The organism is Nostoc sp. FACHB-110 (genome assembly GCF_014697425.1).
In the GTDB taxonomy this organism is placed as follows: domain Bacteria; phylum Cyanobacteriota; class Cyanobacteriia; order Cyanobacteriales; family Nostocaceae; genus Nostoc_B.
The window spans coordinates 374,490-388,305 of sequence record NZ_JACJRU010000002.1; the positions used below are offsets into that span (position 1 = coordinate 374,490).

8 protein-coding genes are annotated in these 13,816 nt (G+C 38.6%); 2 read left to right on the plus strand and 6 right to left on the minus strand.

The genetic code is table 11. The features are described from left to right. Positions 1-33 precede the first annotated feature (33 nt). Positions 34-1,653, plus strand: coding sequence for a CocE/NonD family hydrolase (locus H6G69_RS03885; RefSeq protein WP_190681839.1), 1,620 nt, complete (start codon positions 34-36; stop codon positions 1,651-1,653). Positions 1,654-1,675: 22 nt separating this feature from the next. Here H6G69_RS03885 and H6G69_RS03890 read toward each other — a convergent pair whose 3' ends face one another. Continuing rightward, on the minus strand, positions 1,676-7,348 hold the full coding sequence (locus tag H6G69_RS03890) for a PAS domain S-box protein (protein ID WP_190681842.1): 5,673 nt from the start codon (positions 7,346-7,348) through the stop codon (positions 1,676-1,678). Between the two features lie 704 nt (positions 7,349-8,052). Here H6G69_RS03890 and H6G69_RS03895 point away from each other — a divergent pair. Then, positions 8,053-8,664, plus strand: coding sequence for a 4Fe-4S single cluster domain-containing protein (locus H6G69_RS03895; RefSeq protein WP_190681845.1), 612 nt, complete (start codon positions 8,053-8,055; stop codon positions 8,662-8,664). 185 nt (positions 8,665-8,849) lie between these two features. On the opposite strand, the gene H6G69_RS03900 is transcribed toward H6G69_RS03895, so the two are convergent. The 5 genes from H6G69_RS03900 to H6G69_RS03920 all read right to left on the minus strand — a co-directional run bounded on the left by H6G69_RS03900 (position 8,850) and on the right by H6G69_RS03920 (position 13,555). Then, entirely contained in the window at positions 8,850-9,320 is a 471-nt protein-coding gene (locus H6G69_RS03900) for a DNA phosphorothioation-associated protein 4 (protein ID WP_190681848.1), read from the minus strand. Positions 9,321-9,550: 230 nt separating this feature from the next. Beyond that, complete coding sequence (locus tag H6G69_RS03905) at positions 9,551-10,117, minus strand: Uma2 family endonuclease (RefSeq protein WP_190681852.1); 567 nt, start codon at positions 10,115-10,117, stop codon at positions 9,551-9,553. A gap of 196 nt (positions 10,118-10,313) precedes the next feature. Continuing rightward, positions 10,314-10,988, minus strand: a complete 675-nt coding sequence (locus H6G69_RS03910; protein ID WP_190681855.1) for a cadmium resistance transporter — start codon at positions 10,986-10,988, stop codon at positions 10,314-10,316. 324 nt (positions 10,989-11,312) lie between these two features. Then, on the minus strand, positions 11,313-13,385 hold the full coding sequence (locus H6G69_RS03915; RefSeq protein WP_190681857.1) for an AAA family ATPase: 2,073 nt from the start codon (positions 13,383-13,385) through the stop codon (positions 11,313-11,315). Next, complete coding sequence (locus tag H6G69_RS03920; protein ID WP_190681860.1) at positions 13,382-13,555, minus strand: hypothetical protein; 174 nt, start codon at positions 13,553-13,555, stop codon at positions 13,382-13,384. Before H6G69_RS03920 ends, H6G69_RS03915 begins: the two co-directional genes overlap by 4 nt. Positions 13,556-13,816 lie beyond the last annotated feature (261 nt).

A 13,816-nucleotide genomic window follows, 5' to 3' on the forward strand; every position in this document is an offset into this window, starting at 1 on the left:
TGCGACTATGTAATTCAAGCAATCTATTGTGTGATGTATAAAGTTTTACCTAAACAAACTGCATCAATGTATACCCGTGATGGCACACGTCTAGATGCAGATATCTATCGCCCGGATGCTACGGAAAACTTTCCGGTGTTATTAATGCGACAACCCTATGCTAGAGCGATCGCATCTACTGTTGTCTATGCCCATCCGAGTTGGTATGCTGCCCACGGCTATATTGTCGTGATTCAAGATGTTCGGGGACGCGGTACTTCTGGCGGAGAATTTAAATTATTTGCCCATGAAATTGCTGATGGTGAAGATACCATTTATTGGGCAGCCCATCTACCCGGGAGTAATGGCAAAGTTGGGATGTATGGTTTTTCCTATCAAGGAATGACACAATTATATGCCGCATCTGCTAAACCTACTGCCTTAAAAACCATCTGCCCGGCGATGATTGGCTATGATTTATATACAGATTGGGCTTATGAAGGTGGCGCATTTTGTTTGCAAACAAATCTCGCCTGGGCAATTCAATTAGCCACAGAAACAGCAAGGTTGCGGGGCGATAACACAGCGTATCAAAAATTATTTGCGGCAGCGCGCAATTTACCATTAAATCATCCCGAAATTCTGCAACAGCTGGCCTCTGATTCCTTTTATCATGACTGGGCAACCCGTCCTCAATTAGATAGTTACTGGGCAGAACTATCACCTAAACAGCACTTACAGACGGTTGACTTGCCTATGTTCCATATTGGGGGCTGGTTTGATACTTACCTGCGCGGTACACTGCATTTGTATCAAGATATGCTAGCCCGCAGCACTCAAGCTCAACATTTATTAGTTGGGCCTTGGGCGCATTTACCTTGGGGGCGTAAAGTCGGGGAGATGGATTTTGGTGCAAAAGCCGCCAGCCCTGTAGATAAAATGCAAATTCGTTGGTTTGATCAATTTCTCAAAGATATTGATACAGGCTTGCTGTCGGAGTCGTCTATTTGCCTGTTTGAAATGGGAAGTAATATTTGGCGCACTTTCCCTAACTTAAATATAGCTAATCAGAAATCCTATTTTTTGTCAACTACCGGGTTAGCGACCATCCGTGAAGACTCAGCACTCAGCACTCAGCACTCAGCACTCCTTACTCAAGACGTATTAGTTCACGACCCTTGGCGGCCTGTACCTTCCTTGGGTGGTCATGCCGGCATACCTGCGGGTGTATTTGAGCGATCGCATATCGATTGCCGTGCTGATGTTTTAACTTATACTAGCCAGCCGTTAACCGCAGACTTACATTTATTAGGCAATGTCATCGTAGAAATTGATTGTCGTGCCGATCAACCAAGTTATGATATGTGTGCGGTGTTATCTCAAGTGCAGCCTGATGGACGTGTATTTAACTTGACCCAAGGTTATTTGCATTGTCAACAACAAACACCTCTACCGCTAAAAATTCAATTACAAACTACTTGTGTACGTATTAACAAAGGTAGTGCTTTACGTTTAAGTTTAAGTGCAGCGTGTTTTCCTGCCTATGCCATGAACTCTGGTAATGGCCCCATTATGAGTAGTGATAGTTTACTTCAGGCTCAAATTATCACTTTAACCATCAATTGTGGTGGCGATACAAGTTCTCAAGTACTGTTACCTGTAGTCGAAATTTGAGAAATCAGCTAAATATTACTATCTAATCTTTTTGACTTTGTTCAAAAGTCATTCTAATTAACTTCATAATGGTTTCAAACTGAAATTCCTGAGCCAAATCTAATAAATATTGTTTGATATTGTGATTATTAATGAATGGTTCTGCCATTAAATTTAAAATTAAATCATCACTGCATTGAGCGGCGGCATGATATATGCGGGAAAGCCAAGTATTGGGCATTTGTGATAACCAATTAACTAAGTCTTTTTCGGTAACTAAAGGCTGCACATTATCTGGTAAATTATCTGAGGGAATTTGATTGTCTTCTTGATAAAGATAGTTAACACCTAAATATTCATTGATTTTTTCTAAGATGAGCTTTTCTCGAAACGGTTTGTTAATCAAATCGTGACAACCTGCTGTTAATATTGCTTCTCTTTGTTCTTCAAAGGCATTAGCAGTCAAGGCAATAATAATAGGAGAATTATGAGCAGAGCTTTCTAGATTATTTGTAGATTTAATTACTCGCGTGGCTGCATAACCATCCATGACAGGCATTCGCATATCCATAAAAATTAGGTGGGGTTGCCATTTTTGCCAGAGTGCGATCGCTTCTTTTCCATTTGTTGCTTCCTGGACAGAAAAACCAATTAATTGTAGTAATTTCACGAGTGGCCAACGACTTTCACAGACATCATCCACCACCAAAATTCGATACTCATTTTGTCCTGGTGCTAAACCAATCACCCGATGTTGATTTTTTTGGATCGGAACTTTATGAACAGTCGCTAAACTCACCTCAATATTGAAAGTAAATGTACTCCCCATACCTACACTACTGCTAACAGTAATATCCCCTCCCATCAGTTGCACATATTTGCGACTAATTGCTAAACCTAACCCAGTTCCCTGTTGCGATTTCTTGCCGATTTCAGTTTGTCCAAAAGCTTGAAATAACAAACCCATTTCTTGAGAGTTAATCCCGACACCTGTATCTTGTACTGCAAATATGAGAGAGTAGCAAGGACACTCAGGAGACAATGTTTCTCTTTGTCCATGAACACTTAGCTTGACACTGCCAGTATTGGTAAATTTAATCGCATTCCCCAAAAGGTTGAGTAAAACTTGTCGCAGTTTACTTTCGTCTGTTTGGACATACTGCGGTATTTCTGATGCATATTCAAATATCAATTCTAAACCTTTAGAAATAGCGCGTAAACGCAACATTTCTTGGAGATTATCTAATAATGCTATCAGGTCAAAACTACTGATATTTAATGTAGTTCTACCAGCTTCAATTTTAGACATTTCTAAAATGTCATTAATTAAGTTGAGTAAATGTTCGCCAGCCCGATTAATAATTGCTAAATTTTGCTGATGTTCATAGCAAAGTGTATTGTCGTAGTTCATCACTTGGGCAAAGCCAAGAATAGCATTAAGAGGTGTACGCAATTCGTGACTCATGTTGGCAAGAAACTCACTTTTAGCGCGGTTAGCAGCATCAGCAGCCACGACGGCTTTTTGCAAAGCTTGTGACTGTTGTTGAGTTTGTGTCAGCAATTGCGCTTGCTGCAAGGCTACGCCTAAATGATTGCCAATCTGCACAGCAATGTTAATTTCTCCCGTTTTCCATTGGCGGGAACTGGAATTTTGGAAACTGGCTAATAATCCCCACAGTTGACTACCACAAAAAATTGGCACGATAACATAAGCTTTGGCTTGGAGATGTTCTAATAAGTTGATGTAACACTCATCAAAACCAGCTTCATAAATGTCTGTAACACAGCGAAAACTTGTACCTAGGTTGTAAAAACCTCCTTGGGTGGCTTGTAGATAAGTGTCTTGAATTGTCGGGTTTTTATATCCGATCATCGACACTAGACAGTTACTATGTTCTAAGACGTTTTCTGTGAGTAAGGGATCGAATGTCTGTTTGTCTATGAGTGAATTCCATCCGTCTGTGACTGACTCAGCAACAAATTCACCACTCCAGTCAGGTTGAAAACGATAGACAACAACCCGATCGCAATTGAGAACTTCGCGTAATTCGGCGGTGGTGGCGGCAAAAATTGTCTCTAAATCAAGAGTCTGGCGCATTCGTTGAATGACTTGGGCGATCGCTTTTTCTCGTTCGGCACTTTCGCGCAAGGCTTCTTCGGCGAATTTTCTTTCGGTAATATCTGTAATTGTGCCGACGTGTCCTTTAATTTCTCCGTTTTCATCTAGTTCTGGTACAGCTTGGCAAATCACCCAGATTGTTTTACCATCAGGACGCAAAAAACGATGCTCACACATGAATTGAGATTTGGTGGCTGCTGCCTGAGACCATGTAGCAAAGACAAGCTCGAAATCTTCAGGATGTAGAACTTTTGTCCAACCTGTGCCTAAACCTTCTGTTTGGCTTAAGCCAGTAATTTCACACCAGCGTTGATTAAGATAAACACAATTGCTGAAGCGATCAGTATGATATATCCCTACTGGTGAAGCTTCGGCTAAGGTTTGATAGCGCAAGCGATTTTCTTGTAAGGCTAGTTCAGCACGCTTGCGATCGCTGATTTCTACCACTACTGTACCTACTCCAGAACTGCTACCCACACAAGGAATCGGAAAATAAGAAACTAAGAAATAACGCAGAATTTCTGGGTATTGAGGGGTAGGGGTAGTGATTTCGACATTCAGCATCGGTTGACCAGTCGATAGCACTTGTTGGTATTGTGGTTCTACCAAAACTGCGATTTGGGGTATAACTTCATGTATTTTTTTGCCAATATGCTCTTGTTGGGAAGTGCCATTAATATCTGCTAAAACTTCATTAATCTGCACAAACCGCAATTGATTATCTAAAATGCTCATCCCAACAGGTGCATTACTAAAAAATGCGTTGAAATGAGCTTCTCGTCTTGCTAGTTCTTGTTCTAATGTTTTGCGTTCAGTGATATCTTTATGAGTGCCTGTCATTCGTAGTGGCTGACCGAAATCATCACGTTCGACAATTTTCCCGCGAGATTGTATCCACTTCCATTCACCAGAGGCACAGCACATCCGAAATTCTACTTCATAAACAGCTTTCATATCTTGAAAATGCTCATTTAAAGCAGACATGACGGCTGGTAAATCTTGTGGGTGGACTAGTTGCTCAAAGGATTGTAGATTATCTTCCAGTTCGTTTTCTGCATAGCCTAGCATTTGACACCACTGCCAATCACGGTAAATTTTGCCAGTTTGAATATTCCAATCCCACAAACCTAAGTTGCTGGCTGCTAGGGCTAGTTGCAATCTTTCTTCACTTATTCTGTGGGCAGCTTCGATGAGTTTGCGTTGAATTAAACTACCCAACTGAGTAGCCACAGTCCCCACTAACATCAACAAACGCTTATCAACGGCGACACAAGTGCGTTTAAAAAAAACTAATACAGCTAAAACTTCGCCATCTGCCACAATTGGCACAGCAAAGCCAGCTTTTAAGCCGACTTTAGCAGCAGCTGGCGATCGCCAAAAAGTTGGATGGGCAGTTGCAGAAACATCTGCAATCCATTCTGGTTGCTTTGTTTGCCAAACTCTTCCTGGTAAAGCCTCTCCTGGGGCAAATTTCATGGTTTGGCTAGCTTGACAAAATGCTTCTAAACCGCTTTCGGCTTCGTACCAGCTTAAACTATGCTCTAAAACCTGACCATCATCACTCAACAACCATGCTTCACCAAAATCCCAGCTAATCGAGTGGCAGATTAAGCGCAATACTAGTTTTAAAGCACTTTTCACATCAACTGTGCGGGTAATAGCTTGTGATGTTAACAGCAACAATCTGCTTTCATTTTCTGCTTGCTTACGTTCCGTAATATCTTTTGCTGTACCTAAAAAATACTTCTGCCCATCAATTTCAATCAGTTCGGCACTTAACAGCATTGTTTTGATTTCCCCATTAGCGGTACGGAAATCAACTTCATAGTTGCGTAGAGCTTTGGTTTGTGGCAAGATTTTAGCCAGCAAAACAGATTCTTCCGGATTAGCCCAAATATTTAATTCTTCGGCTGTACAACCAATTACCTGACTGCGAGCATAACCAAACAATCGACAAAAACTATCGTTAACTTCGATATAATGCCCTTGAGGAAAGGTAGACAAAGCAATCGGGTCAGGAGAGGATCTAAAAGCCGAAGCTAACTTTTCTTCCGAAGCGCGGCGTGCGGCTTCGGCTCGTTGACGTTCGCGTGCCTCTAGTGCTAAGGAAATTAAATTGCACAAAGAACGCGTAAAGTTTTGGTCTTCCAGTGTCCAAGAACGCACCTTACCTAAGGCTTCTAGACACAAAACACCTACTGTTTTTCCGCCCAATCGCACAGGGGTATCTAAGATAGAACTGATGTTTAAGGCTAAGTAAGGTTGAGAAAATTCTTGGGTGCGCGGGTCTGTGTGGGCATCCTCCACTGCTATGACTTCTTCTTGCTGTAAAGCTTGAAAATATTGAGGATAGTCGACAACTGATAGGGAACGTCCTTGAGTGTGTTTGTGGTGAAGTTGCTCAAATAAATCAACACACTGAATATGAGTAGCCTTGGTGTTATATAGCCAGATGCTGGCTCTTTCTACTTCGATATTTTTTGTAGCAGCTTCTGTAATTGCTTGAAAGGCCGCTGTGAGGTTGCCTTGATAAAATACTGGATTTTTTGCTAGTTCTGTTAATACTAAGTTATGGTTGCGGAGTTTGATAGTAATGGCTGTTAAGGCTTGTTCAATCCGTTTGTATTCTGTAATGTTACTAGCTGTACCTGTGACTCCTATGACTTGATTATTTTCATTACGTAAAGCGATCGCTTGCACAACCAGATAAATTAGACTACCATCTTTCGCCACGCAAGTAATTTCAAACCGAAAAACTGACTCTCCCTGAAGTAGTTGCTGGAAAATTTCTTGCAGATTGTCTAATTCTTTACTCACGACAAAATCTACCCAGTGACAGCCGATCATTTCGGCGATTTCGTAGCCATAAACTTGTTGGGTAGCCGCTTTCACAAAGGTAATTTTACCTTTGATATCAACTGACCAAATAATGTCTTGGGATGTCTCGACTAAATGACGATATTTTTTTTCGCTATTTTTTAAGGCAGCTTCTACTAATAAGCGTTCTTGAATCTCCTGCTGTAGTTGTAGATTTTGTTGATTGAGTGCTGCGCAAGCTTGTTTTTCTTGTTCTAATAACTGTGTTTGGTAGGAAGCAAATTTTAATGGTGCGGTGATAGATTCACATCTTTCAACTGATTTGAAATCACAGTTTCTTTGTTTATCGTACTGATGCCAAACAATAATTTCATTAGTTATAGGCTGATTGATTGGGTGTTGGTTGAATTGAATGTGACTTTTGATTCTGACTAAAATTTCCTCAGTGCATAATGGTTTACTAATATAGTCAACAGCACCTAGTTGAAAAAATTTATGTTTTTCTGTTAAATTTTCTATTGGACTCAAAAAAATTATGGGAATATGTTGAGTATGGGGATTAGTTTGCAGCCACTGACAAATGGCATAACTATCCATGTTTGGTAATAAAATATCAACTAAAATTAAATCAGGTTGTGCTTTAATTACTGCATTAATAGCATTTTTAGCAGACGTAAATTTTTCTACCAGATAATTTTGAGCTTCAAGAATTTGAGAGAGCAAAATTAAATCTTCTTGATGATCATCAACTAAGAGAATCTTTATTTGTTTATTAAACATTTTGTTATTATTAAAGTTCACAAGTTGATCAAATTACTAGTTGATATTTAAAACACCCATTAAACTTTCTAGATTTTGTGTCTGATTTTCTGGTCTATATGAAAAAAATTGTCACTACACCAGAATTTTTTCAATTGCATTAGATGGCATATTAGCGATAATAATATATGTACTGAAGTCAGAGTGTTATTAATAAATATAACGTAACCCGAAATATTTACGTAAATGCCTATAATCTCTTCATCTAGCTCAAATTATCGAGAAGTACTTTTTTAGTATATGAGCAAGCGACATTCAGAGTTTGTTGAGAGCAACTTTGATTGACGCAGAGTTGACTCTTCACAAATTCCTCATCTTTGAGTGTTAAATTTTGGTGTGAGATTGACTCTGGAGGATCGCCGATGCCGATTAATGTAAACTCAATCCAGTTTCGTCAAATTAATTGCAGCGCATCCATCAACTTACATTGACAATTAATTTACTCAATAACTTGGCTGACAAAATTCCTAGAGGAATGATCTATGAAAACGCAAAATCAAGGGTTTGGCGAAGCAAGCGAGCAGGGGTAAGCTCAAGTCGAGCCAGGAACCAAAATTGTAGCCGCTAACTTTCCTCAACCCAGTTTCAACAGAGAATCATTGTGCGTCAATCCTATCCCAGTCATATCTCAATTGCATCGTTATAGTTTCACTAAGAAAAAACAGATGGAAACTAAACCAATTCTTCCGGAAATTCCCCCTGGCCACCTCAACATTATGGGCTACGTTGACGAATCAGAAGTGAATGGCCCTGGTTGTCGTGCTGTGATTTGGGTGCAAGGTTGTCTGCGTGAGTGTCCTGGTTGTTTTAATCTTGAGTCTTGGCCATTTGAGATTAAGCAACTCATTTCTGTAGATAGCCTGGCTGAACAAATCCTCAGTAAACCGAAAAATACGGGTGTTACCTTCTCTGGTGGCGAACCGTTTTGGCAAGCACCTGCACTAGCAGCCTTGGCAAAAAAACTCAAAGCGGCTGGACTAAATGTTATGTCTTTTAGTGGGTTCACCCTCAAACAACTGCAATCTGAATCTGCACCTCCTGGTTCGCAAGCATTATTAGAACAACTAGATATTTTAATTGATGGCCCCTTTGTAGAATCTTTAGCAATTAATTCGCCTAATTCTCCTGTTTCTTCTAGCAATCAACGAGTGAATGTCTTTAACCCCGCTTTAGCCGACCAAATTACTTGGGCTAGTGACCAAATAGAAATCCATATTCTCAAGGATGGTAGCCGTATTGTTACTGGCTATAGAGGACGGCTGGAGTTAAGTGATTAATGTTTTGTTTGACACTCCCTCGACTGTTTAAATTTCGCTACGCTCATTTAAACGAAAAGTCGGGGGATTCTTCAGAGTCCACACACGAACTCTGAATGGCGTAGTCCTCTTTTGTTCAAAAACTAAATATGAGTCTTATAGTAATAATTTAAGTTATTCATAATTTTATTCAGCAGATTTCAAAACTAACTTAAAAATCTACTAAGGTCAAATTCTTCATCTATAGGTTCTTTATGATCTTTTTCGGCAATTAAGAATAAAAGAATACGCTCTGAATAATCTACTGCTCCACGTAATTCAGTTTGTAAAATTTCTAGCCCGCCATTGGCGTATTCTTCAAAAATTTGGGTACGTTTATCTTCATATTCTTCCTCACGGGAAGAAAGAATTTCTATATCTTGTGTTTCATTAATTGCCAACAATTTAATAATAAGTTCGTGTCCCAGAGAAACAAAGTTTTCTTGGGGAATGGGATAAGGTTCTCTTTTATTCGTCTCACCTAAAGGTATACGCTTTTTATATTTCACACCCAAGGCTGCGGCAAACACCATCACTTCTACATAGGTTTGAAAAGGCCCTGTGGTATCTTTTGATGCGACTAAAGATTTGACTAACTCGGCTTTATCTTTTGCAACCTTGATTCTATTCGCAGCCATTGATTTGAAGATTTACGTTGTAGCTATGATAACCGAAAGCTAAAAGCGATCGCATCTTATAGCAATCCTAAATGAGTCGTGAAAAACATAGATATAGAAACGTAGACGCGTAAGCGGCTTGCCGCAGGCTACCGCCAAGAACGCCAAGGACGCAAAGGTAAGAAAGAAGAAAAAGATATAGAAATTTTACAAATGATTTAGGACTGCTATATATCTTCAATATATATAAATTAGCCCAAAAACACATCTTCATATATTAAAGATAGAGGAAACCGAAAATCTACCGTCTGTAAATAAACCTCATCACCTTCTTCGTAAGATTGTAACTCCCAAATTCCTTTTTCATTTAGCTGAAAATAATCTAAACTAATTTTTTCTCCATCAATCAGGACATATTCTTGTAAAGTTTCAATACGGCGATATTGTTTGAATTTAGTACCTCTGTCGTAAGCTTCGGTACTAGGAGAAAGAACTTCTACAATTAAACAAGGATACTGAAGAAATTTAATCGCTTGTCTATCGCGTTCATCACAGCTTACTACAACATCAGGGTAGTAAAAAGGCCCATTCTCAGATACAGCTACTTTTGCATCAGACATAAATGCACGACATAAACCGCCCCGTAGATGAGTTTTTAATGCTGATGCTAAGTTGAGAGCGATACTAGTATGAGGTAACGTTCCCCCAGTCATGGAGAAAACTTCACCATTGACATATTCATATTTAATATTTTGGCGTTCTTCCCATTCTAAATATTCTTGAGGAGACAGATAATTTGTGTCTGGACTCGCAACCATAACCTACTCCCTTTTTCTTAACTGTAACCCTTCACCGCCAAAACCAGTGGCGTTGTAAAATCAGGGTGATAGGAAAAGTTTAGCTGAATTAGTCACTGATGCGATCGCCTTCCCAATATCCGTAAAATCTTATTTTGATATCTGCGCTAGATTAAATCTGCACAGAATTGGAAGTATTCAAGATAAATGAGCGATGTTACCTAGAAAACATCGCTATATTTGGTAACAGTTGATAAGACTCGCTTTTAATTAAAATAGAACATCCCAAGTAAATCAAGACAAAGGGAAAAACTTTGCGGGCATGGCGTGTTAAAATCGGAGCCATGAGGGGATTACGGACTAAATAGTAAGATAAAAAACACCAGACTCCCACTGCGCAATAGCAAATACTAATAATTACAGCTAAATTGGGCAGATTACTACTAGCAAACAATGGTACATAGATGCCGATATTGTTACCGCCATTAGCAATAGTTACTGCGGAGACACGATAAGTTTGGCGATCGCGTAAGATATTCCATAAGGACTTTTTACGGCGTTTATCTGTGTTAGAAGCGTGAAAGTCAATTGAAACATCCTGCACTGTTTCTTCTTGCTGTTCTTTAGTCAATAAATGGTTAATGCCAATAGCAATTGGTAAGAAACCGAGTAAGCCCACCCAAGAGGCTGGTAAAATCAAACCACCAAAAAAACCAGGCAGGCTAGCAATTACTAAAAATGTGAACCCTAAAATTTCACCAATGATAATATTTTGCGGGCGAAAGGTGCGATTGACTTTACCAAAAAAAGCTGTCAAATATAAATTGTCGTCAAACGTAGTTGCAAAAGCAACGGAAATGCCAATAATTATTGTACTAGTTAACCAATTCATAATTTATTACCTAAGGTAAACTAAGCCACTAAAACCTCTAAGGTTATGTGGGAATTGCCATCAATGAAGTTGATATTTTGTGTCAGCAAGGAACCTTAGCTGTGTATGAAGTAAATATTATGGCTAGCACCTAGATAGAAGCAAATAGTCTTTTTTCTTAAAACGATAAATAAAATTTATCAATTAAAAACTCAGGAGTCAGAAGCCAGAATTCAGTATGGGTATTATGTGCAAAGTAGTAGATACCCAAATTATTTAAGAAATCGGGTATCTTGTTGTTTAAGAATGATTGAAGATTGCTATAGATTATGTAGCTACAATCAATTACCAATTGCGTTCAACAGCAATCACTTCCGTATATTCAAACTCGTTAGGACTTTGCTTGACTAAAGGATATCTTTCTCCGTTTAATTCAACATAATCTTGCTCACAATCTGGTTTTGAGGAATAGTAAACTAGCACATATTCTCTCCCAATTCTATCGCCTATTTCGGCTTCAACTTCACCACGCCATTGAGTTTTAGTCACTAAAATTATTAGTTGATTTGCTAATTGGGGTAGTGTTTGAGCGATGCGGCGACGGTAAGTTTCATCTAAACTGCCAAAGGGTGAATCCATGATAATGGGAAAAGTGCTGCTATTAGGTATTGTTAAGATTTTGCGCTTTTCGCTCCATTCACGGACTCTATCAATAATGCTGGCAATAAAAGATAAACTGAGAATTTGATTTTCGCCTGTAGATGCTGCAACAAGTGATTCTATCCCTGCTGTATTTTCTACCAAAGTTAATTCATATTTATCGCTAATTTTAGGTAAATACGGTGCGAAAGATATTGCTGTAAATATTTCTTGTAAGCGTTTTTCTAACTGTAAGCGAAACTGTTTTTCTTGGCGGTTTCTGACTTCAGTTAACCTTTCAATTGCATCTTGAGTGGCGTTAATGCGTCTTTGGGCTAGTAACTGCTTTTCTTCGTTAAGTTTTTGTTTAGCTATTTGTTTAACTAAAACATCAATTTCAGCTTTTAAGTGGATAATTTGCTGTTGATTTGCACCTTGTTCTCTGTGCAGTTCATCAATTTTACTTTCAATTTCATCTAAGCGTTTTTGCAAACTGCTAATTTCTTCGTTAGCATCTTTACGCAAGCGTTCATGAATATTATCTAATTCACTTTCTATTTGAGAAATATTTTGACGTAACTGATTAATTCTGGCTTGTTCTCTGTCTACTTCTTCCCAAAAAGCCAATGCTTGTTTGTCGATTTCGTCTACTTGCGCGCTCATACGAATTGCTGTTTCTTCAACAATTGAAGAACCTGCTTGATTTAACCAGAGGCTGACATTTGTATGGCTATGATTTCCCTCATTTAATTCTGCACCACAAATACAGCGTTTACCTTTGAGTAGTTCATTAATAAATTCTCGGGAAATTCCAGCAGTTAATTCGCCGCGTTGTTTTAAATCATGGAGAATTGTCCGAAATTGAGTTGTCGTCTCGGATAATAAAACTGTATAACCGCGCGCCGAAATTATTTTCTTCAGTGCTTCTTTAGTTTGTCGCCAAGATTCTTGATAAGATGCTTTTTGATTTTCTAATTCTTGTCGCCTTTCTTGTAGTTCTTTAGCTGCACTTAGTTCACGTAAATGATTACCTGTTTCTTTTTTAAAGGTTTGCTGATATTCTAACTCTTGTTTGATTTCGGTTTGTCGTGTATTGATCGTGGAAATTTCTTGTTCTAGTTTTTCTTGTTCTTTTAAAAGCTTTTTAATTTCGGAGTCACCGATAGCTTTTAACTCATTTTCTAAGCTTTTTTTAGCTTCACCTAGATGTTTGATGGAACGATTAATAACTTCCACACCTAAGAAAATTTTAATGGCTTCAGCAATTTCGGCTTTTTTGTCAGTACGGACTATTTCTTCGATTCTTTCACCATCAAAAAAGAAGTATTGATGTAAACTGGCCGGTAAAATCTGTCCAATTATTTCTTCTGGTTTTTGCAAGGGGAAATACCATCTCCCATCATCCCCAGCAACTTGCATGAATAATTCAGTTTTGAGTAAATCGAAGTCAGTTTTATCTTTATAAATCCGACATTGGCGTTTGGCGTTGTAGCGTTTACCTTCGTGTTCCCAGGTTACTTCTACCCAACATTCTACTGATTGTCCGGTTTTAGCTTCGGCGATCGCCCGTTTATTGACTAACTGTTCGGTTGAGGCAAAAGCAGCACTAAACTTCTCATATAATACCCATGTAAAGGCATTAAGTAAACTGGTTTTTCCGGCTCCATTATTGCCATGAATAATTGTGGTGTTGAGAATGTCTCCCCCAGCTAAAACTATCTCGGGAGTTCTGCCATAAAAAGAGCGAAAGTTACACAGTTTAATAGAAGTTAGCTTCATTGTACTGCTTCCTTCACAATCTTCAAAATATCATCGTTAATGGGGCTATTACTTTTTTTATCTAGCCTACTTTTTTCGAGATGCCATACTTCCTCAATGATTTTTCTGACTTCTGCTGGCGCACTCGTAATTGGCTCTTGCACATCATCGATATTTGGCTCTGGCAACATCTCGGTTTGGCAATAACTTATGCTTTATTTTAGCTATCTCTAGCATTAATTTTACAACTGCAATGCCAGTCTTACTCTTATCTTTAACTTAGGGTAATGATGGCAGAAAAATTTTAATTTATTCTGACAAAATTGATTGTTACTTTGTAGAATTTACTGATATACTAAATCTAGGTTGAGTTTATATTATAATGGGATGTATTTGCTTTTAAAAATTTTACTAACATCCCATTATGATATATATTATTCTTTCATATTAAG